Genomic DNA, 20,612 nt, shown 5'->3' on the forward strand with positions numbered 1-20,612 from the left:
ACTCGCCTGCGGGCGGGTTTTTTTATGTGTTTTTTACAAATATGGATTTTTAATGTAAAAAAACAGTTTAACGGGATACGGGTATAGGGTAATTGAATTTATGTAATCAATTCTAAAGGAGGATGTATATTTTATGTCTCATGAACAGTACCAGTCCGTAATTGAATCGTTGCACGAATGTATGGAAGCATGTAATCACTGCTATGATGCTTGTTTAAAAGAAGATAATGTAGCTCATATGGTGGACTGTATCCGTCTTGATCGTGAATGTGCAGATATGTGCGGGTTCCTTGAGCAAGCGTTAGTAAGAAATACTCCTTTTGCTAAAGAGCTAGCGAGTGTATGCGCCCAAATGTGTGAAGCATGTGGAAACGAATGCAAGAAACATGAACATGATCATTGCCAGAAGTGCGCAGAGGCGTGCTTCAAGTGTGCCGATGCTTGTAAAAGCATTGCTTAATTAAAATGGTACATGCTAATAATCACAAGCTCTTTATTAAAAAGAGCTTGTGATTATTTTTTTACAACTGTCATTTATATTAAGTTTATAAATACCTATACGCGGTAACAGTATAATTAAAGCGATTTTATTAGAGGAGGAATAAGCTATGGATCATCATCATAATCATTCAGAGGGTTCCGAGGAAAAAGAGCATCAAGAACATGGAAACCATGATGACCACGAAGGTCACGATCATGGAAGTATGATTGAGGATTTTAAACGCAGGTTTTATATATCCTTATTATTTACTATACCTATTCTTATTTTGTCACCCATGATTCAAGATTTTATTGGATTGGAGTTTTCATTTCCTTATGATCAATATGTATTGTTTGGATTAGCTACTTTCGTCTTCTTTTATGGTGGCTGGCCATTTCTTACAGGCTCCATTGACGAACTTAAAAATAAAAATCCAGGAATGATGACTCTTATAGGTTTAGCTATTGTCGTTGCGTATGGGTACAGCTCACTTGTTATCTTTGGTTGGTCAGGCCGGAACTTTTTCTGGGAACTGGCCACTTTGATCGATATCATGCTGCTAGGCCATTGGATTGAAATGAAATCCGTAATGGGCGCCTCAAATGCGCTTCAAGAGTTAGTGAAACTTATGCCAAACGAAGCTCATCGACTCAACTCAGACGGTAAAACGGAAGATGTGCCTCTCAGTGAACTTGGTGCTCGGGATCTGGTACTTGTTAAACCGGGAGAGAAAATACCGGTAGACGGTATAATTACTGAGGGTAAATCAGCGATAGACGAATCAATGCTGACCGGCGAATCTGTGCCTGTAGAAAAAGAGAAGGATCATGAAGTTATAGGAGGCTCCATAAATAAGGAAGGCAGCTTGACCATTCAAGTCCAGAAAACTGGAGATGACACTTATTTATCCCAGGTTATTACACTAGTTCAAGAAGCTCAAAACTCTAAGTCCAGGGCGCAGGATTTCGCAAATAGGGCTGCTAAATGGTTGTTTTATTTGGCACTTGTATCAGGGATCACGACGTTTATTATATGGATGGCTCTAGGATTTGCCTTTGATACAGCTGTCGAGCGAATGGTTACCGTAATGGTAATAACTTGCCCTCATGCTCTGGGACTTGCTGCTCCTCTAGTTGTAGCAGTTTCCACCTCCTTGTCAGCCAAACAAGGACTGCTGATTAGAAATCGTACTCAATTTGAAAATGCGAGGAATATAGATGCCGTAATCTTTGATAAAACAGGGACACTGACTAAAGGAGAGTTCGGAGTTACGGATATTGTGCCTCAGGAAAACTATGAAATGAATCAATTGCTGTTTTGGGCGGCAAGTGTTGAACAAAATTCCGAACACCCTCTAGCTCGTGGTATTTTAGATAAAGCTAAAGAAGAAAGTGTTTCTTTAAGTAAAGTTGAAGATTTTGAGTCCATGACTGGAAAAGGCCTTCAAGGAAAAGTTGACAATAAACTTGTAAAAGTGGTCAGTCCAGGCTACGTCCAGGACGAGGGGTATTCTTACGATACGAATACATTTAATGAACTATCGGAAGAAGGTAAGACCGTAGTATTTGTTCTAATTGATCAAAACTATGCAGGGATGATTGCCCTTGCCGATATGGTGCGTGAGTCTGCAAAAGAAACCGTAGCTGAATTAAAGAAAAATAACATTCGCTCCGTTATGCTTACAGGCGATAACCAAAAAGTAGCAGACTGGGTGGCTAAGCAGATCGGCATAGACGAAGTGTATGCGGAAGTCATGCCGGATCATAAATCCGATCAAGTGAAAAAAATTCAGTCTGAAGGAAGAAAGGTCGCCATGACAGGAGATGGAATCAATGACGCGCCTGCTTTAGCTACTGCCGATGTAGGAATTGCTATAGGAAGTGGTACAGATGTAGCTGTGGAAACAGCGGACATTGTGCTGGTTAAAAGTAATCCAAAGGATATCTTATCCATTCTCAAGCTTTCAGCAAACACTTATAAAAAAATGGTGCAGAATCTATGGTGGGCTGCGGGCTATAATATTTTCGCCATTCCACTTGCGGCAGGTGTTCTTGCCCCAATTGGAATTGTTCTAAGCCCAGCTGTGGGAGCTATCTTAATGAGTTTTAGCACCGTTGTAGTAGCGATAAATGCTAAGTTATTAAGAGCAGATTAAATGGATCACTTCACTAATGGTTATAGTTAAGGCGTATCAGAGGGTACAAAGTCTTATGATTCCTAACACTTTTACAATTTAGCCTCCGTAAAATTTTGCGTTGAATGGCCTCTTATCCTTAAGACTAGTTACAAAACTTATCGAGGAAGCGGTTGAGGGTGGCAAAGCGAGCTATTCATCAACGGTCCTCATTCTCTATCAGCTAAAACCCCATGGAGATGGTAAAACCTCTAATGGGGTTTTTGTGTGGCTTTTTTTTATATATTAATACCCAGCGGTGCTTCCTGCCAAAGAGGGACTTGAACACCTATCCTTGTTAAAATTCGAAGTTATTCTACGTGCATTCCTGTCTTCGTAGAAATATTTTTTAGGATTAATATGAAGAGGCGCCAAATTTAGTCAGACTTTTTAAATAACTTTAATCTATAATTATATTAAACTAGATAAACAGAGCAGTTAAACCTTAACGAGGAGGAGGTCTATTGACAACCATTCATGTTAATTGGGGAGCATCGAGAGTGAATTTGACCTGGAGATATGCCAAGCAGCTTCCTGCCAGGAATTTAATCACAAGCGTCCATGGTCTCTGTTTTAAAGGAGATCAATTACTGTTAGTGAATCTCAACTATAGAGGCTGGGACTTTCCGGGAGGGCATTTGGAGCCTGAGGAAACCCCTCTGGAGTGTTTTAAGCGTGAAGTGATGGAAGAGGGGTATGTCTCTGGGGAATGTAAGCACTTAGGTCATATCGTTGTGGATCATTGTAATACTCCCAAATGGAATGATTATAGTCTTTATCCAAAAGTAGGTTATCAGGTTTTTTACCGGATGGAAATCGAAAACCTATATGTGTTCAGAGGGGAATATGAGTCGGTAGAAAGAATGTTTGTGGATCCAAGAGAAGTACACCATTACTATTATGACTGGAATGAAATTTGTCAGGAAATTCTGGACTATGCTTCCCACATAAAAAATTAATTTGTTTATAGCAAGACTTTGTTAAACGTTTTTGTTAATTTCCTAAAAGGTTTACAAGATGCCGTAACGGATTATGCCTCAAATTCCTTGGGAAAAGGGGGGTTCAGGGAACGACTGACCTATTTTTTCACACGGAATAAACGAAACCGGCCTTACGAAATCGGGTGCTGAAGTACAGAACCAACTTGGAGGTTTAATAGAGCTAAAAAAGCAGATCCTTCCATAATCGGAAAGGTCTGCTTTTTAGTGGGTTCTATTACAAATAGGTTACAATTGTCATAGAAAGGTTTTATAAGTTCGAAAAAAAGAAATATACAATTAGTAAAACCTGTAACTGTTCAATTAGATTCTGAATAGTGACTGCAATTTAGCGGCAGGTCTAAAGGAGGAATTCATCCATGCGTTATCTTGTAGTTTCTGATATACATGGAGATATTGAAAAATTTGAGGATGTCTTGCAGGAAGCTTCTTATAATCCTCAAGAGGATCAGTTAATTTTGCTTGGCGATTACGTAGACAGAGGTCCTTGCTCAAGGGATGTAGTTGCAAAGGTCATTGATCTTGTTGAGAATGATGGAGCTATTGCCATTAAAGGGAATCACGATGATTTATTCATTCGTTCTAAATATGAAAAAGAAGCAAAAAAGCTATGGGATTTGAACGGAGCTTCCACAACCTTTAAGTCTTACAATGGGGACATGGAGGAACTTCGGGTGCATCAGGCATGGATGGAGAATAACCTGAGGCTTTATTATGAAACTGAAGAATATATTTTTGTACATGCTGGCTTAATGCCCCATATTCCTCTTCAGGAACAAGAAGAGCAAACGATGCTCTGGACCCGTCAAACGGCTAGAATCGGCCTTGGTAAAACCGTTATTCACGGTCATACTCCTGTGAGGCACATTGCCTACTATGAGGACCAAGTAGATATTGATACTGGAGCGGTTTACGGAGGAAAGTTGTCCTTATTGGAGCTTCCCTCACACGAAGTATATACAGCCACATGAAAAAAGGAATGAGCCCGTAGCAGCTCATTCCTTTTTTAGCATCTTTAATAAGCACGATCGCCATTAAAAATGGAGTTTTTAACGATCACATAATCTACAGTTCTTAATGACTCCAGTTTGTTTCCACCTGCATAGGAGATGGAAGATTGAAGATCCTGTTCCATTTCCTCCAGAGTGTCCCTCAGGCTGCCTTTATGCTCTACATACATCTTCTTACCTTCAACATTTTTCTTCTCGCCTTTTTGATATTCAGAAGCAGAGCCAAAGTATTCCTTAAAGCGTTTACCATCTTTTTCAAATGTTTCTCCAGGAGATTCTTCATGGCCCGCAAATAATGAACCTATCATTACCATGGTTGCACCAAAACGAATGGATTTTGCTATATCACCATGGGTCCGAATTCCTCCATCCGCAATAATTGGTTTACTGGCCGCTTTGGCACACCAGCGCAGGGCTGCCAGCTGCCAACCGCCTGTACCAAATCCGGTTTTTATTTTAGTAATACATACCTTTCCAGGTCCGATCCCAACTTTAGTTGCGTCTGCCCCTGCATGTTCAAGTTCTCTTACCGCTTCCGGTGTTCCCACGTTTCCGGCAATTACAAAGCTCTCGGGGAGATGATGTTTAATATGCTGGATCATTTCTATAACAGCATTTGAGTGCCCGTGCGCAATATCAATGGTTATATAATCTGGTATCAGTTTTTCAGCTGCCAGCTGCTCAATAAATTCATACTCCTCAGATTTTACCCCGACACTAATGGAAGTGAATAATTCTCGTTCCATCATGTCTTTGATAAATGTATATCTGGCCTCGGGCTCAAAACGATGCATAATATAAAAATACCCATTTTCAGCCAGGCTCAGAGCGATTTTCTCGTCAATAATAGTCTGCATATTAGCTGGTACTACCGGTAACTTAAATTGTCGACCACCCAGCATAACGGTTGGATCGCAATCTGACCGGCTGCTTACTACACATTTAGCTGGGACAAGTTGAATATCTTCATAATCAAACGCATTTTCCATAATTTTCACTCCTGAAAACGAATATTTATAATTCATATTAAATAATTGTTCGTCTATAGATTAATTTACAGCATATATTTTCCTCTGTCAAAGTCTTGAGTAGGTTTTTTAAGTGTTTCACACTATTGCAAAAACGATAGTTTCCTATAATAATATTAAGAAGAAGAGCTGTTAAATCAGTGCTAAGCAGGAATTTCCTTCGTAAAAGTAGAAAATAACAAGAGAAGCGAAATTATATAAACGGATTTAATATTTATTCAGATGGGGTTTTATCATGAAAAGAGAGACAGAATACATCGAATTACCAAGAAATAGAGAACGGCATGCAGGAGGGGGAACTATGGATCCATTAGATATAGTAGGGAATCTGGATCAAATTAAGCCTGTGTACCACCCCGTAATCAGTGCGATAAGACATGATGTGATCGGCTATGAAGTGTTGGGAAGGTGTTTTAACGGACACGAATGGATAAGTTTAGGCTCTTTTTTCCACGATGACGATGTGCCTGAAGAATTTAAAGTAGAAGTTGACCAGCACTTGTTAAATTTAGCCCTTTCTCAGATGATTGAATCTAATCAAGACGGGTTATTATTTATTAACCGTAACGGGAAACAATTAATGGTGAATAATGGAGAGGACCTATTAGAGACGCTGCTTAAGTTTCAAAGTCAAGGGTTTTCCATGGATCGAGTAGTACTTGAAGTTACAGAACATGACTTTGATGAGGAATTTGAAGTATTAAGCAATTTACTGCTTTATTATAAAACATATGGCATCCAGATTGCAGTTGACAATGTAGGTGCCAGAAGCTCAAATATTGATCGCATCCGCCAGCTGGAACCACATATACTAAAGATTAATACAGCTATAATTAGACAGCATAATTCCGATGGATTTCAGGATATTATGTACTCTTTATCCATGCTTGGAAGACGGATAGGAGCTGCTTTACTTTTTGAAAACATTGAAGATGAATCCCAGCTTTATTTCGCGTGGAAACATGGAGGGAGATACTATCAAGGCCACTATCTCGCCAGACCTGAATTTACACTAATTGATACAGAGACCCTTTCGTTAAACGTGAGCAGTAAAATAACGCATTATATTAAACGTGAAAAATCGCTCGTCGAGCAAAGGCTCAAGTATATCCTATTGTGGGAAAAGAAAATAAAAGAGTTGCTACCTAAATGGGAAGGGCAAAAGAAAGTTGACGCATTTATCCAGTTCGCGACCTCTGAATTTAATGAGGAAAGCTTTCGTATGTTTATATGCAACAGTGACGGCCAACAGGTTTCCTCAAACTTCAATAAGCACGAAAATATGTGGCAGATCGATCCTGATAAGCGCGGATCCAACTGGGCATTCCGACCATATTTCTTAGAAAACGTAATGCAAATGCAAACATGGAATAAAGGCATTCTCTCAGAAATTTATTCGGATATTGAAACTAAGGATATGATTCGAACATTTAGCTTTCCGCTATCAGCCGAATATTTTCTATTTATTGATATTCGTTATTCCTATCTCTACGATCACGAGTGTCTACTAATATGAAACGGATACATCCCGTGCAATAATAGTAATGCTGAACCTTTAAGGGTTCAGCATATTTTATGTCTTCATTGAGTCAAGTTTAAGCAGGACGGGACAGGTATAAACAGATTTCTTTCTTTCCCTGCATGTATTTGCAATAATACTCCTTGCAAGAATGAAAGAGGAGGGCTTAGAAATGACAACTACCAATAAATCAACAGAACCACTATTTCAGACGTTCAATAGCAAAAATCTAAAATTAGAAAATCGTACGGTTATGGCGCCGATGACGAGGGGGTATTCACCAGGAAACATTCCGGATGAAAACGTAGCTGCTTACTACCGCCGTCGTGCTGAAAATGGTGTGGGGCTGATTGTCACAGAAGGAACTGGCATTGATCACCCTGCATCTGTTTCAGGAGCCAGTATCCCTCTTTTTCACGGAGAAGAAGCACTGAAAGGCTGGAGCAATGTTGTAAAACAGGTCCATGAGGCAGGCGGAAAAATTGCACCCCAGCTATGGCATGTGGGGATGACAAGAGGTAAAGGAGACCTTCCTAACGAGGAAGCTATGCCGGTAGGACCCTCGGGCTTGAGTCTTGATGGTGAACCAATAACTGAACCTCTGACAGAGCAGGAAATCCTTGAATTAGTAGAAGCTTACGCTCAAGGTGCAGCAGATGCTAAACGCCTTGGCTTTGACGGGATAGAAATTCATGGAGCCCATGGCTATTTAATTGATCAATTCTTCTGGGCGAATACTAATCGCCGCACGGATCGTTATGGCGGTGACCTTGTAGGCCGAACTCAGTTTGCTGTAGAAGTGGTTAAAGCATGCAGAAGGGAAGTCGGTCCTGATTTTCCAATCATTTTCCGTTTTTCTCAATGGAAAATGAATGATTTCAAAGCTAAACTTGCGGAAACACCGGAGGAATTAGAGCGTTTTCTAAATCCTCTTGTGGAAGCCGGCGTGGATATCTTCCACTGTTCCACCCGCAGATTCTGGGAAGCGGAATTTGAAGGTTCTGATTTAAACCTAGCAGGATGGACGAAGAAATTAACCGATAAGCCTGTTATTTCTGTCGGCTCCGTGGGGCTTGATGGAGAGTTTACGAGTTTTTCTGGTGCTAACACTACCAGTCTTGATGGTCTCGTGGAAAAAGTTGATCAGGAAGAGTTTGACCTGGTAGCCATTGGCCGGTCTTTACTAATGGACCCTGAATGGGTAAGGAAAGTGCGTGAAGGCAAAGAAAATGATCTTCTGCCTTTCGATAAAGAAGCGCTTCAAAAACTGTACTAAACCATATCGTTCTCTATATATCAAAAGCGCCAGACCCGAGTGAGGATCTGGCGCTTTTCTTCTATATATTACCAAAGAATTTTTCTGCTTTATCAAGATAAGGCTCCTCATCAGGAGTCATTTCATACTCTTCGACAATAGCGTCCACAGGGCAGGCAGCCACACATGCTCCGCAGTCAATACAGATGTCCGGGTTAATATAGAATTGATCTGGACCTTCTGCAATGCAATCTACAGGGCAAACGGTAACACATTCACCTGCTTTTTCTGATTCGCAAGGGCTGGTTATTACAAAAGCCATAATAAACCTCCTTTCATTTAATCATTTGCTTTGTTAAAAGTGATGATCTTAAAGTAAAGCTCTCGTTTGTGGAAGACTTGACTTCGAGATATTTGTTGAGCGAAAGGTCCTCCGGGGGACGATTTCGCTTTCCGGCCCTGCACGACGCAGGGTCGTTCGACGTTGCCACAGGACGTGGCGTTCTTAGTCGAACCTCCTTTTCTGTGCTGAGCCTCCTCAGTCTTCGACTTCCGGGGTCTCACCGATCATGGTTATCCCACAGGAGTCTCCATCGTCCCCTCCGGACCTAGCCGAAACAGCAACTCGAAACCACTTAACACACCGTTTGCTTGGGGAAAAAAGCATAGGATAAAGCATTTATTTTCATGCTAGCACGATGTGGAAAAGCTTGTCATAGAATCATTTAGGTCCTATTTAGAAGGAGAGCAATCTCTTTTGGAAGGGTCCGTTATTCTCCCGTGGCTGGGTTGGTGGGGAAATGGCGAGACTCCCAGGTTGAAAGCGGAAGCACCTTGGTCAGCGGCGTATGGACTGGACTGAGCTGGCGGAGATAAAGAAAACACGAAGAGCAAAGCGATTCGATGTTGCCTTATCGTACAGAAGTGAGGGAAGTCTCACTAGCCGCTAGGTGCTGGAGCTGGATAGCACTCCACGCCGTTTAGGCATTTGCTTATGACTCCATCGATCATGAGTGTAAGAACGGGAGAAGGAGCTAGGTGAGATCCCGCAGGGAGTGAAACGAGCGAGGAAGCTCACCGTTCCCCCATAGGAAAGTGTTCAAATGTGGAATCGCCCCGAAAGACACGACCAGCATAAGCCTAGCATCAAAAGGGCGGTGGTCTTTCCGTCCGTTGATGCTAGGCTTATGTCTCGAGAACAAGACGAGTTATTTCCCCACCAGCCACCTCCTCATTTCGTAACGGAGCCCATTTATCTCGAAATCGATCTTCAAGTATCCGGCCCTTTAGTTTAATAAGCTAGATATAAATAAACTACAGCAAAGTTTACCATAGCCTTATTCAGCAGGGGGACCGAACTTTCCTTGATTGAAATCAAGATAAGCCTGCTTGATCTCGCCCATCGTATTCATAACAAACGGACCATAAGGAACAATAGTCTCTTTGATTGGTTCACCAGAGTAGATAAGAACTTTGGTTTGACGTTTGTTCGATTTGATTTTCAACTCACTTGACTGGTGCTCGTTTCCATCATCTTTATAGGTAAGTGTTGCAACACCATGCTTATTTAATTGAGTGCTGCTTGTACCCACAGTTATACTACCAGCTAGTACATATAAGAAAGCGTTATGGTTTTCAGGTATATAATGGGAAAATTCAGCACCTTCAGCCAGATTAATCTCACTTAATGTAAAAGGCACAATAGACTTTAATGGACCTTCAACTCCTGCAATGTTTCCGGAGAAGACCTTTAAGGAACCCCCATTAAACGGAACAACAGGGGCATTTTCAGAGTACACATTCTGGTAGATGGTATCCGTATCTCTTTTATCTTTTGGAAGGTTTAACCAAAGCTGAAGGGTATGGGCAATATCGTCTTCCACTCCGTCCTCAGCATGACGAGCAGCCCAGCCTGCATTCATATATTGAACATCACCTGGCTCTAGAATATCACGTCCGCCACCATTGTCGATATGCTCCAGGCGGCCATCCACCACATAGGTGACCGTTTGAAAACCTCGGTGCGGATGGTCAGGAAAGGTTCCTTTCTTGAACCAATCTTCCGCCATAAGGATGAATGGATCAAATTCTGCCCAGCGATCTACAGGGAGAACCCAGCCTTTTTGAATAGCCGGAAAGTCCATTTCATTATATTTCACGTACCAGGAATCTTTCACATCTCTTTTAAAGTGTTTATTATCCAATTCTATCATCCTTCCTCATTGAAATGCTATTGCTGTTAAATTTTTCATTCCAACTATAAGCAATCAGGGGTGATCTTCATTAAAATTCCTCTCTATCTTGTTAAGCAGCTGAGCTAATTGCTCTTTCTCTTCACCCGTCAGATTTCCAGTGGCAATTTTATTAAATTCTTCGGTTACCGGTAGTACCTCTTCGCGTAATTCGCTGCCGGTTTCTGTAAGGTAAAGCTCCAGTGAACGGCGGTCTTCACATGAATAGCTCCTAGTGACAAACCCCTTTTTTTCCAGGTTGGAAGCCATACGAGCGATGTTAGTTTTGTCTTTATTTAACTTCATGGCGAGTTGCTTCTGATTTAATCCATCTTCCTCCCAGAGTAGCATCATAATTAAATTCTGCTCAGGGGCCAGGTTGTAAGGTTCAAGCATTGATTTAATGTAACTCGTCAGTTTTAAATCCGTACGGTGAATTTTAATGCTAATATAATCTTCAAAAGATAACTTCATGGTTTAAGCCTCACTTTGGTACACCTCCAAAGGAATAGTTGCTATACCTACTAATTGCCATAAGCTTAGATTAAAAAACATAGGGAGAATTGTCAAAATTGTTGCTTTGATGCTCTTTTTGTGATCCCACTGAAATCAGTCGATCATCGTAACGTGTACTTTTTTATACGAAGGTATATTGTTACTTAAATTATGAGTTTCTGTTCTTGAATCCACCCGGCCCACTCCTATAAAATGAAGCAACTAGGTCTTAACTTCATTAAAGTGATCAACATTTAAAAAGGTGTTATGGTAAAAGTAATAAATTCTACTGAAAACTACTAAATAAGGAGTACATTTATGAAAAAAGACAAACAATTTGGGGAGGACCCAAGGTATCGTGTGGCTAATAGAGAAGCACTTATTGGAGTGGTCCTGGTCATAATAAATTTTGCTCTTTGGTTTGGGTTTGCCTACGGCCTTGGTTCAAAACCTGTAGAAGAATATAGTTACATTTGGGGAATGCCGGCATGGTTTTTCTACAGCTGCATTGCTTCTACTATTCTAGTAATTCTATTAGTGGTGCTCGCTGTTAAGTATCTATTTAAGGAAGTGTCGTTTGAAGAGGAGGAGGAGGAATGAACGGGGAGGTAATTATTCCACTTATATTTTTTTTAATAGTCATATTCTTTGTAGGCTTCTATGCCTCAAAGCATCTCAAGTCCACCTCAAACTTTCTCCAGGAATATTTCCTTGGCAGTAGACAACTGGGGGGATTTATCCTTGCGATGACAATGACCGCTACATATGGAAGTGCAAGTAGCTTTGTGGGAGGTCCTGGTGTTGCTTATACGATGGGGCTTGGGTGGGTTCTTCTCTCGATGTCCCAACTTGCAACTGGTTACTTTGTTCTCTCTGTACTTGGGAAGAAGTTTGCAATTATGGCGAGGAAAATTAGAGCGGTTACTTTGATTGATTTCTTAAAAGAAAGATATCAAAGTAAATGGGTGGTCATTCTATCAGCCGTAAGCATCATAATCTTCTTATTCTCTGCTATGGCTGCCCAATGGGTTGGAGGAGCCAGACTGATCGAATCACTCACGGGTCTATCTTATACAGCTGCTTTGTTTATATTTGCCGTATCGGTATTGGTTTATGTCATTATTGGCGGTTTTCGTGCCGTTGCGATTACGGATACGATTCAGGGTGTTATCATGTTCCTGGGTACGTTGGTCATTTTAATAGGAACGATTATTGCGGGTGGCGGCATAGATAACATCATATCTGATTTAGCTGCAGAGAACCCTGCTCTTATTTCTCCATTTGGGTCCGACCAATCTCTTACTCCACTTTACGTATCTTCTTTCTGGATACTTGTCGGTGTAGGGGTGGTCGGTCTCCCGCAGGTAGCTGTAAGAGCGATGTCTTACAAAAATTCCAGAGGGATGCATAAAGCTTTAATCATAGGTACCATTGTAGTAGGTTTCATCATGCTGGGTATGCACCTTACAGGCGTATTTGCTCGCTCGGTGCTTCCTGGAATAGAAATTGGTGATACAGTCATGCCCAGGATTGCAATGGAAGTTCTGCCGAATTGGCTTGCAGGAATCGTGCTGGCTGCACCTATGGCAGCTATCATGTCTACGGTTGATTCCCTGCTGCTGCTGGTTAGTTCTGCGGTTGTTAAAGACGTTTATTTAAATTACGTGAGGCCGGGGGCAGATGAACACACCATTAAACGCTTTAGTGTAGGTGTTACAGCCGTGATTGGTATTCTTGTTTTCGCTATGGCTGTCAATCCGCCAGAGCTGTTAATATGGTTGAATCTCTTTTCATTTGGTGGTTTGGAAGCTGCTTTTATTTGGCCGGTAATTATGGGGCTCTATTGGAAAAAAGGAAACGCGAGTGGAGCAATGGCTTCTATAATTACAGGAGCAGGGAGTTATATACTCTTTCACACATTAATGCCAAATGCATTTGGAATGCATACGGTCGCTCTTCCTGTGTTTCTTTCCCTGATTGCTTATGTAGTGGGGAGTCTCGTTAGAGCTCGTTTCCATGCCGGTGTGCAGGCAGAGGTGCATGAAAAACTTTGGAGTGCATAGTTCTAAATAAAGAAGAAGCGGAAATTCCAGAAGGTCTGGAATTTCCGCTTTTACTAGGCTTCTGGAGGTACAAGAAAAACAAATTTGACCGAAGCTGTAGTTACGGTTGAACTTCCCCAGGAGGCATTGATGATGTAAGTCATATTCTTACCCTTTTCACCTTTTATTTTTATGGACTGATTGGTTACTTGTTCATCAATAGCAGTACCGCCTTGAATTTTTTGATAAGAGAGAAAGTCAGGTTTAGAAAGATTTTCTGGAAACTCAATTTGCACATTATCTCCTAATTTCGCGTTGATCACCCCTGGTTTGATTGTTTCTTTTAACTGATCAAGACTGTCAGTTACTTTAATTTCTTGTTGCTGAAAATCTTCACACTCAGTCTGACTCAGGCATTCAATGTAGTATTTGGCCTGGTAGTCCTCGCCCATGTACGTAAATACCACATCATCTAATTCCTTTTCAGTTATGTTTACAAATGAAGCGTTATTCTCCTGGTTGGAATTTTGAGCTGTATCTTGATTCGTACATCCTGCGATTATTAAGGACACGATCAATAAACTAACGAATCGACTCATAAACAAACCTACTTTCTACTGAACTTTTATCCTATCTTGGATTTTACAATGTTATCTTGAACATCACAAACCAGAGGATAGGAGGGGTTGTGTTTTTTTAATTAACAGGCCACTAAAATAAAGAGGGGATCTGTTAAGTCACCATGTTGATTTAATAGATGAGCTCCCGTTTGTTTAAGACTTGATTTTGAGATATTGGTTATGAGGAGAGTCCTTCGGCGGACGATTTCGCTTTCCGGCCCTGCACTACGCAGGGTCGTTCGACGTTGCCACAGGACGTGGCGTTCTTAGTCGAAACTCCTCTTCTGTGGTGAGCTTCCACGGGCTTAACAGCCCTGCGGGATCTCACCGATCATATTCATCCCATTCTTACACTTTTTTTAGTCTTACTCGAAAATCTGGACATAAACGATAAGGAGATCTATCCAGCTCCAGCACCTAGCGTCTAGTGAGACTTCCCTCGCTTCTGTACGATAAGTCAACATCGAATCGCTGCTACGCTCTTCGTGTTTCCTTTATCTCCGCCAGCTCAGTCCAGTCCATACGCCGCTGACCCAGGTGCTTCCGCTTCTAACCTAGGAGTCTTCATCGTCCCCTCCGAACTTGGCCAAATCTGAGTCTCGAAACCACATGACATACTGTTTGCTTGATGAGAAATAATAATCGGATTATGTGACAATTTTCATCTGTAAAGATGTAGAAATCCTGTTATAAAGCATTTCAGTCCAGTTAAGAAGGAAGCATTCTCTCTTCTCGAAGGGTCGTTATTCTCCCTTGACTGGGTTGGTGGGGAAATGACTAGACTCCCATGGGAGAAGGAACTAGGTGAGATCCCGCCAGGGAGTGAAACGAGCGAGGAAGCTCACCGTTCCCCCATAGGAAAGCGAGTTATTTCCCCACCAGCCCTCCACAAACTAACGTAACGGCCCCAAGGTATCTCGAATTTGAGTCTTCCGCAATACGCCCCAATAATTTAGGGAAATATAATTAACAACAAAATTTAACAGAGCCAAAAAAAAGGAATGTCCGGAGCTTCCGGACATTCCTTTTAAACTTACTCACCATTTTCTAAAAAGTATTTCTCCAAATCATCGACCATTTCATTAGCTGCAATATATCCGCCAGCAGTGTTCCAGATTGCATCACTTACTTCATGAACGTCTCCGGATTTCACAACATCAAGATTTTGGAAGAGCGGATCATTTAACCATTCTTCTTGCAGATTGCTTGCTGCTCCATCTCCAGTTTCATAGGTGAAGTAGAAGAGGACGTCTCCATCCATGGCTGGAATTCTTTCTTTAGTCGCTTTTTCCATAAAATCATTCACATCCTGGGATTCAGGTCGTTCGAAACCGATTTGCTCCAGAATGACGCCAGAGAAGGAATCTTTATGATAGATTCGTACGTGGTCAGGCATGAACCGGATTACCGAAACTTTTTGATTAAGCTTATCTCCAGCTTGATCAGCAAAGTCTGTTAGCCGTTGATCATATTCGTCGATCAGTTCTTGACCTTTATCTTTCATATTTAAAGCTTCAGCATATGTCATGAAATTACTTTGCCACTCACCACGTAGTGTTTCAGAGAAGATGGTAGGAGCAATCTGGTTTAACTTTTCATAAATATCTTCCTGACGCATTTTGTTACCGATGATCAAGTCAGGTTCTAGTTCAAGAATTTTTTCGATATTTACATTGGATTCGTCTCCCACAACTTCTACACCTTCCATTTGGTCACTGATGTGGTTGTACCATGGATCGCCTGTCCAGGATTTAACCGCACCTACTGGTTTAACCCCCATGGCTAGAAGTGCTTCTGTACCCTCATTTGTAAGGATGACGACACGCTCAGGCTTTTCTTCTACAGTTGTTTCTCCCATCGCATGTTCAATTGTGTATGGCTCGAAATTTCCAGATTCAGAACCACTTGAGTTATCTTCACTGTCTTGCGATGTATCTTCTTCAGATGAAGAATTTCCGCAGGCAGCTAAAACCAAAGAAAGGACCATCAATAAAGTTAATGGCGCTATGTACTTTTTTAACATGTTAGCAACTCCCTAATTGAATATGATTATCATTCACATTAAGAGATTATATAAAAATGAGGGAGAAGTCAATAGATTCTGTCATATTTTTGTAGTTAAATTGAAAATGATTCTCAAATTCGTTGACACTTATTAGTTCTACAAATAGACTTATTACTAGGATTTGGGAAGTTTAAGTTTGAAAGGATAAGGTTTTATGGTTCTGCATTCAACTCTCTGGAAGGGGATAGGGATATTAATAGGGGTGCTTATACTCCTCCTGTCTACCTTAGCCAGCGTGATTTTAGGATACACCGATGTGAATTTCTCTGATGTTTACGAGGCTTTTTTTCATTTTGATCAATCCAATACACACATTATAATTACAGACGTAAGATTTCCGAGAGCTATTATAGCCGCCTGCGTAGGAGCTTCTTTGGCCATGGCCGGAGTGTTAATGCAGGCTTTAACGAGAAATGCTCTAGCTTCGCCAGGAATATTCGGGGTTAATGCTGGGGCCTCTTTTTTAGTGGTTCTTGCTATTGCTTATTTACCTGCTGTTCCTTTAGGAGGGTTAACGTGGATTTCGTTTGCTGGAGCTGCGCTCGCGGCAATTACCGTTTATGCCATTGGCTCTATAGGTAGAGAGGGACTAACACCTATGCGGCTGACACTTGCCGGAGCTGCCATTGCAGCACTTTTTTCTTCATTCACTCAAGGAATGCTGGTGTTAAATGAAAAAGCACTTGATGAAGTCTTATTCTGGCTCGCTGGATCTGTCCAGGGTAGAGATCTGGAACACTTGATTCCAGTACTTCCTTATTTAGCTGCTGCTTGGCTGGGTGCTTTATTTATTGCCCGGCATATTAATATCCTTCTTATGGGAGAAGATGTAGCCCATGGCTTAGGTCAGCGAACGGTTTGGATCAAAGCTGTAACAGGCATCATTATTATACTTTTGGCTGGCGGGGCCGTAGCAGTTGCAGGTCCTATCGGTTTTGTAGGAATTGTAGTTCCGCACTTCGCAAGATGGATAGTTGGTCAGGACCATCGCTGGGTCGTGCCCTATTCGGGTATTCTTGGTGCTGTGTTACTTTTACTAGCTGATATTAGTGCTCGTTATATTATTATGCCGGAAGAAGTACCGGTAGGAGTCATGACGGCGGTAATAGGCACACCTTTCTTCTTCTATATAGCTCGTAAAGGGGGAGAAAGTTCATGAGTAAAGAAACGACCATTCGTAACACAAGAAACCGATATGACTCCAAAACGTTAACGATCTTAGGTGTTTTAACAGTTGTTTTATTAATCGTTTTTCTATTTTCAGCTTCACTGGGAGAACTTTTTGTTCACCCTGTTGATGTATTAAAGGTTTTTGTTGGTCAGGGAGAAGGTTCAAATCAGATGATTGTGAATTCCTTCCGAATGCCACGGATTTTGAATGCTTTATTTGTAGGAATGGCACTGGCTGTAAGCGGAGCGATTTTACAGGGGATGATTCGAAATCCACTTGCTTCTCCAGACTTCATCGGTCTTACAGGCGGTGCAGGTGTTGGAGTTGTTGCTTTTCTCGCGGTTTTTAGTAACGATGATAATGCTTTAACTGTCAGTATAAGCTGGATGCCCCTTGCTTCATTTGCAGGTGCTGCTATTGTTGGAATTATGCTTTACATTCTGGCTTATAAGAACGGAATCTCTCCAATGAGATTAATCATTATTGGTGTCGGCATATCAGCTCTTACACAGGCCATTATTACTACTCTTATGATCGTAGGTCCGATCTTTCGTGCTTCCCAGGCAAACATTTGGCTTACTGGAAGTGTGTATGGTTCTAATTGGGCAGAGGTAAAGGTTATTGTACCCGTGGTTATTGTCTTATTGTTTCTTTCACTGGTGGTGGCTCGAAGAATCAACGCCCATGAACTTGGAGATGAAACGGCTGCGGGTATTGGGGCCAACTTGAATAGAGACCGGCTTATCTTCCTCATTTTAGCTACCGCACTCACAGGGATTGCTGTAGCATTTGCTGGAGGGATTGGCTTTGTAGGCTTAATGGCACCACATATTTCCAGACGGCTGGTAGGTTCCTTCTACGGTGCGTTAATTCCCATATCTGCTTTAATTGGTGCTATTCTTGTTATGGGGGCAGACTTAATCGGTCGAACCGTATTCTTACCCTTGGAAGTGCCGGCCGGTGTGTTCACTGCTACGATCGGAGCTCCTTATTTTATTTACCTTTTATTCACAAGTAAACGCTCATAAAAAAGAGGTCCATAGGGACTTCTTTTTTAATTTGTCTGATTATCTTGCTATTGATTTGCGGGTAAGTAAACTATAGTTTCATATAATATGAGAATTTGCCTTGAGATTAAATAATTTATCCAATTGTTAAATTATGAGAAAATAGTTCAAAAGAGTTTAAGAAAAAAGGAGGAGATTTTTAAAATGATCAGCGGGTTTTGGTTTTTAATAATATTTATTTCTATACTCGCTTTGCCTTTACTGTATGGTATGCTTCGTGATAACAGTAATCGATTTTATGGGGATGAGCTGAATAAACAGAGAAGAACGAAAAAGGAAAGATTATACGACAAAGCATACGAAAAAACTGCGAGATATTATGATGGGCAGGGATCTGGGGGAGATGGAGGAGATGATTAACTCCTAGTTCATAGAAAAAAGCATAAACTTTTCTTCTTTTTTATCAATTGTAATTATATTATGTAAACTACGGATGAGTTACAACTGCAGAAGAAACTCCAGAAAGATGGGGGAGAGGTTCTTTTAAAAGGTGATAAGCAGATTAGCAATACACACCCACTGCTTAAAAAGGTAGAGAGAGCGCTAACAGGGTATAGGAGGAATTTCAATGGATCCGGAAATTGAAGAGCAACGGCCAATTGACCGTGAAGATTTAAAACAATTGGAAGAGCGTCTGTCACAAACGAAAACGACCGTCGAAGATATCTTAAAAGATCATAAAATATACTATGATCAAGAAAAAGCTAAGCAATCCATACAATTCTACTATAAGAATATCAATTTCCAAGAAGCACATCTACAAGCGTTAGTTGAACTAGTCCAAACAACTCATATGAAAAAAGTTCGCTATGATCCCAGTGAATATGTGTATCCCTGGGTCGATTTAAGACCCGATGGAAAGCTGAGGAGCATTTACTCAGGTGAAGCAAGAGAACCAGAAGATGTTATTCAGGAAGATTTCGAAACTTATTTGAAAATGAAAGCGGACTATACAGGTGATGAGAGCATGATCAAATCCTCAAGTCGATTGAAATATAACTGCGAACATGCTGTTCCCCAATCCTGGTTCAACGAAAAAGAACCCATGCGAGGTGACCTTCACCATCTGTTTACATGTGAACCTCTTTGTAATTCAATTAGAAGCAACTATCCTTATTACGATTTTGCAGACTATCCAATGAGGGGGGCAGCGGTAAACCGGATTGAAAATCAATGCGGGAAAGCCGAAAATGAATGCTTTGAACCAGAGAATGCAAAGGGCACGGTTGCAAGGTCCATGTTATATTTCTTATTAAGATATCCAGAAGCAATTGAACCAGAATACAGAAACAGGATAGATAAAGAGCTATTGCTCCACTGGCACCAGAGTGAACCTCCAGACGTTTATGAGCATCATAGAAATCAAGCTATTTATTCAATCCAGGGAAATCGCAATCCTTTTATCGATTTTTCTGAAGAAATGCTTCAAATATATAAAACCTAAATGTAAACACCCCATTGGCACAAAGGCATGCGCTCTAAGGGGTGTTTACTCGTTTCAATCCAAATCTTGCAAGAGCTTGCTGGAGGGTGGCACACGTATGGATGTCGCTGAAGTCGATTCCTAAAGAAGTTATAGTTTGTGCAATGGAAGGGCGGATCCCTGTTATACTAGTCTCTATGTCTAATAGTTTTAACGATTGAATAATAGTAAAGAGTTCATTGCTTACCATGGTATCTAAAATGGGAACCCCTGATATGTCAAAAATGACCTGCTCAATTTCAGTTCCACTGGTTTCAGTTAATGTAACTTCTTTAATAAGTTCCGCTCTATTCGTATCGATCTCTCCAACAAGAGGGATAACTACTAGGCCTCTGGCAATAGGTACTACGGGCACTGATAATTCTTCCATAGCACTATAGGCAGTAGCAGCCAGCTGACGGTTATGGTTTTCGTGTACTTCACCAAATACCCTAATGACTAAGTCCACCAGCCGATCTATTTTTTTGGTAGTCTCAATTACGGTATTTGGAGATATCTTCTCCAGTTCTAGTTCCTCCTGGAAAAAATCCCATATAATTGGCTGAAAGGCAGAGATAATACGCAGAGAGTCAGTTAAGGAGATCCCATATTCAATTGTAAGAGAGGAGACCTTTGAGGCCCAGTTTTGTACTTTTTCGTAGACCATATCTTTTTCCTTAAATAATATCTCCCCGGAAAATTCGACAAGTTCTTCTCGCAGACTCATATAATTCTTTTCATCCATCCCGTGCTCCTCTAGGTTTGAGTGGGAAATAGTAGGTATATGACTGCTGTATGTCATTGCTAATTGATGTTTGTGAGCGACGATCTTTTCGCCGATATATTTAAATTCTCTCTGCATCTAATTCTCCTCAGGATTAGGTAATGGAAATTCTTACCCATAATAAGGGAATTATATCATTAAAACTTATATTAATATAAGTTATTTTTTAGCGAATTTAAGACCAATCTCTGGAAAATAGTTATTCATCTTG

Annotated in this window: 19 protein-coding genes; 12 read left to right on the plus strand and 7 right to left on the minus strand. The window is 41.0% G+C overall.

Features of this window, described 5'->3' with window-relative positions; all coding sequences use genetic code 11:
• The first annotated feature begins 133 nt into the window (after nt 1-133).
• From ACTWPM_RS06330 to ACTWPM_RS06345, 4 genes are all read left to right on the plus strand, one after another.
• Nucleotides 134-460 (plus strand): four-helix bundle copper-binding protein, encoded by a 327-nt coding sequence (locus ACTWPM_RS06330; RefSeq protein WP_443132226.1) that lies wholly within the window; start codon nt 134-136, stop codon nt 458-460.
• Nucleotides 461-608: 148 nt separating this feature from the next.
• Nucleotides 609-2,636 (plus strand): heavy metal translocating P-type ATPase, encoded by a 2,028-nt coding sequence (locus tag ACTWPM_RS06335; RefSeq protein ID WP_443132227.1) that lies wholly within the window; start codon nt 609-611, stop codon nt 2,634-2,636.
• Between the two features lie 482 nt (nt 2,637-3,118).
• Nucleotides 3,119-3,613: an NUDIX hydrolase gene (locus ACTWPM_RS06340; RefSeq protein WP_443132228.1), complete on the plus strand. Its 495-nt coding sequence runs from the start codon at nt 3,119-3,121 to the stop codon at nt 3,611-3,613.
• Between the two features lie 398 nt (nt 3,614-4,011).
• Complete coding sequence (locus ACTWPM_RS06345) at nt 4,012-4,623, plus strand: metallophosphoesterase family protein (protein WP_443132229.1); 612 nt, start codon at nt 4,012-4,014, stop codon at nt 4,621-4,623.
• A gap of 44 nt (nt 4,624-4,667) precedes the next feature.
• Here the strand turns inward: ACTWPM_RS06345 and guaC are convergent, their stop codons facing one another.
• Nucleotides 4,668-5,651: a GMP reductase gene (gene guaC / locus ACTWPM_RS06350; protein ID WP_443132230.1), complete on the minus strand. Its 984-nt coding sequence runs from the start codon at nt 5,649-5,651 to the stop codon at nt 4,668-4,670.
• Nucleotides 5,652-5,991: 340 nt separating this feature from the next.
• Between guaC and ACTWPM_RS06355 the strand changes: the two genes are divergently transcribed.
• Together ACTWPM_RS06355 and ACTWPM_RS06360 are read left to right on the plus strand one after the other, a co-directional pair.
• The gene (locus ACTWPM_RS06355) at nt 5,992-7,206 is read left to right on the plus strand and encodes an EAL-associated domain-containing protein (RefSeq protein ID WP_443132231.1); all 1,215 of its coding nucleotides are present in this window, start codon (nt 5,992-5,994) and stop codon (nt 7,204-7,206) included.
• A 175-nt stretch (nt 7,207-7,381) separates the two neighbouring features.
• Nucleotides 7,382-8,485 carry an NADH:flavin oxidoreductase gene (locus tag ACTWPM_RS06360; RefSeq protein ID WP_443132232.1) on the plus strand — a complete coding sequence of 368 codons (1,104 nt, stop codon included), beginning with the start codon at nt 7,382-7,384 and terminating at the stop codon, nt 8,483-8,485.
• 61 nt (nt 8,486-8,546) lie between these two features.
• Here the strand turns inward: ACTWPM_RS06360 and ACTWPM_RS06365 are convergent, their stop codons facing one another.
• The 3 genes from ACTWPM_RS06365 to ACTWPM_RS06375 form a co-directional block, all read right to left on the minus strand.
• Nucleotides 8,547-8,786 (minus strand): indolepyruvate ferredoxin oxidoreductase subunit alpha, encoded by a 240-nt coding sequence (locus ACTWPM_RS06365; protein WP_224892313.1) that lies wholly within the window; start codon nt 8,784-8,786, stop codon nt 8,547-8,549.
• A 1,015-nt stretch (nt 8,787-9,801) separates the two neighbouring features.
• Entirely contained in the window at nt 9,802-10,668 is an 867-nt protein-coding gene (locus tag ACTWPM_RS06370) for a pirin family protein (protein ID WP_443132233.1), read from the minus strand.
• A gap of 63 nt (nt 10,669-10,731) precedes the next feature.
• Nucleotides 10,732-11,169, minus strand: coding sequence for a MarR family winged helix-turn-helix transcriptional regulator (locus tag ACTWPM_RS06375; protein WP_443132234.1), 438 nt, complete (start codon nt 11,167-11,169; stop codon nt 10,732-10,734).
• Nucleotides 11,170-11,508: 339 nt separating this feature from the next.
• Here ACTWPM_RS06375 and ACTWPM_RS06380 point away from each other — a divergent pair, with 339 nt between their 5' ends.
• On the plus strand, nt 11,509-11,790 hold the full coding sequence (locus ACTWPM_RS06380; RefSeq protein WP_443132235.1) for a YhdT family protein: 282 nt from the start codon (nt 11,509-11,511) through the stop codon (nt 11,788-11,790).
• Nucleotides 11,787-13,253 (plus strand): sodium/pantothenate symporter, encoded by a 1,467-nt coding sequence (gene panF, locus ACTWPM_RS06385; RefSeq protein ID WP_443132236.1) that lies wholly within the window; start codon nt 11,787-11,789, stop codon nt 13,251-13,253. The genes ACTWPM_RS06380 and panF overlap by 4 nt, the downstream gene beginning before the upstream one ends.
• A gap of 53 nt (nt 13,254-13,306) precedes the next feature.
• Here the strand turns inward: panF and ACTWPM_RS06390 are convergent, their stop codons facing one another.
• Nucleotides 13,307-13,831: a hypothetical protein gene (locus ACTWPM_RS06390; RefSeq protein ID WP_443132237.1), complete on the minus strand. Its 525-nt coding sequence runs from the start codon at nt 13,829-13,831 to the stop codon at nt 13,307-13,309.
• A 1,054-nt stretch (nt 13,832-14,885) separates the two neighbouring features.
• Nucleotides 14,886-15,875 (minus strand): ABC transporter substrate-binding protein, encoded by a 990-nt coding sequence (locus ACTWPM_RS06395; protein ID WP_443132238.1) that lies wholly within the window; start codon nt 15,873-15,875, stop codon nt 14,886-14,888.
• A 196-nt stretch (nt 15,876-16,071) separates the two neighbouring features.
• Here ACTWPM_RS06395 and ACTWPM_RS06400 point away from each other — a divergent pair, with 196 nt between their 5' ends.
• The 4 genes from ACTWPM_RS06400 (at nt 16,072) to ACTWPM_RS06415 (ending at nt 19,599) form a co-directional block, all read left to right on the plus strand.
• Nucleotides 16,072-17,076, plus strand: coding sequence for a FecCD family ABC transporter permease (locus tag ACTWPM_RS06400; protein WP_443132239.1), 1,005 nt, complete (start codon nt 16,072-16,074; stop codon nt 17,074-17,076).
• The gene (locus ACTWPM_RS06405) at nt 17,073-18,116 is read left to right on the plus strand and encodes a FecCD family ABC transporter permease (protein ID WP_443132240.1); all 1,044 of its coding nucleotides are present in this window, start codon (nt 17,073-17,075) and stop codon (nt 18,114-18,116) included. Before ACTWPM_RS06400 ends, ACTWPM_RS06405 begins: the two co-directional genes overlap by 4 nt.
• A gap of 183 nt (nt 18,117-18,299) precedes the next feature.
• Nucleotides 18,300-18,515 (plus strand): hypothetical protein, encoded by a 216-nt coding sequence (locus tag ACTWPM_RS06410; protein ID WP_443132241.1) that lies wholly within the window; start codon nt 18,300-18,302, stop codon nt 18,513-18,515.
• Between the two features lie 208 nt (nt 18,516-18,723).
• On the plus strand, nt 18,724-19,599 hold the full coding sequence (locus ACTWPM_RS06415; protein WP_443132242.1) for an endonuclease I family protein: 876 nt from the start codon (nt 18,724-18,726) through the stop codon (nt 19,597-19,599).
• 34 nt (nt 19,600-19,633) lie between these two features.
• Here ACTWPM_RS06415 and ACTWPM_RS06420 read toward each other — a convergent pair whose 3' ends face one another.
• A complete protein-coding gene (locus ACTWPM_RS06420; protein WP_443132243.1) occupies nt 19,634-20,479 on the minus strand; it encodes an STAS domain-containing protein in 846 nt (281 codons plus the stop codon).
• Nucleotides 20,480-20,612: the final 133 nt, after the last annotated feature.

This window comes from Halobacillus sp. K22 (assembly GCF_052246795.1).
In the GTDB taxonomy this organism is placed as follows: domain Bacteria; phylum Bacillota; class Bacilli; order Bacillales; family Halobacillaceae; genus Halobacillus.

Coding starts and splice junctions, on each gene's coding strand:
- ACTWPM_RS06360 (WP_443132232.1), top strand. CDS start 7,382: ATGACAACTACCAATAAATCAACAGAACCACTATTTCAGACGTTCAAT.
- ACTWPM_RS06365 (WP_224892313.1), bottom strand. CDS start 8,786: ATGGCTTTTGTAATAACCAGCCCTTGCGAATCAGAAAAAGCAGGTGAA.
- ACTWPM_RS06330 (WP_443132226.1), top strand. CDS start 134: ATGTCTCATGAACAGTACCAGTCCGTAATTGAATCGTTGCACGAATGT.
- ACTWPM_RS06335 (WP_443132227.1), top strand. CDS start 609: ATGGATCATCATCATAATCATTCAGAGGGTTCCGAGGAAAAAGAGCAT.
- ACTWPM_RS06345 (WP_443132229.1), top strand. CDS start 4,012: ATGCGTTATCTTGTAGTTTCTGATATACATGGAGATATTGAAAAATTT.
- ACTWPM_RS06390 (WP_443132237.1), bottom strand. CDS start 13,831: ATGAGTCGATTCGTTAGTTTATTGATCGTGTCCTTAATAATCGCAGGA.
- ACTWPM_RS06395 (WP_443132238.1), bottom strand. CDS start 15,875: ATGTTAAAAAAGTACATAGCGCCATTAACTTTATTGATGGTCCTTTCT.
- guaC (WP_443132230.1), bottom strand. CDS start 5,651: ATGGAAAATGCGTTTGATTATGAAGATATTCAACTTGTCCCAGCTAAA.
- ACTWPM_RS06405 (WP_443132240.1), top strand. CDS start 17,073: ATGAGTAAAGAAACGACCATTCGTAACACAAGAAACCGATATGACTCC.
- ACTWPM_RS06410 (WP_443132241.1), top strand. CDS start 18,300: ATGATCAGCGGGTTTTGGTTTTTAATAATATTTATTTCTATACTCGCT.
- ACTWPM_RS06375 (WP_443132234.1), bottom strand. CDS start 11,169: ATGAAGTTATCTTTTGAAGATTATATTAGCATTAAAATTCACCGTACG.
- panF (WP_443132236.1), top strand. CDS start 11,787: ATGAACGGGGAGGTAATTATTCCACTTATATTTTTTTTAATAGTCATA.
- ACTWPM_RS06355 (WP_443132231.1), top strand. CDS start 5,992: ATGGATCCATTAGATATAGTAGGGAATCTGGATCAAATTAAGCCTGTG.
- ACTWPM_RS06380 (WP_443132235.1), top strand. CDS start 11,509: ATGAAAAAAGACAAACAATTTGGGGAGGACCCAAGGTATCGTGTGGCT.
- ACTWPM_RS06400 (WP_443132239.1), top strand. CDS start 16,072: ATGGTTCTGCATTCAACTCTCTGGAAGGGGATAGGGATATTAATAGGG.
- ACTWPM_RS06415 (WP_443132242.1), top strand. CDS start 18,724: ATGGATCCGGAAATTGAAGAGCAACGGCCAATTGACCGTGAAGATTTA.
- ACTWPM_RS06420 (WP_443132243.1), bottom strand. CDS start 20,479: ATGCAGAGAGAATTTAAATATATCGGCGAAAAGATCGTCGCTCACAAA.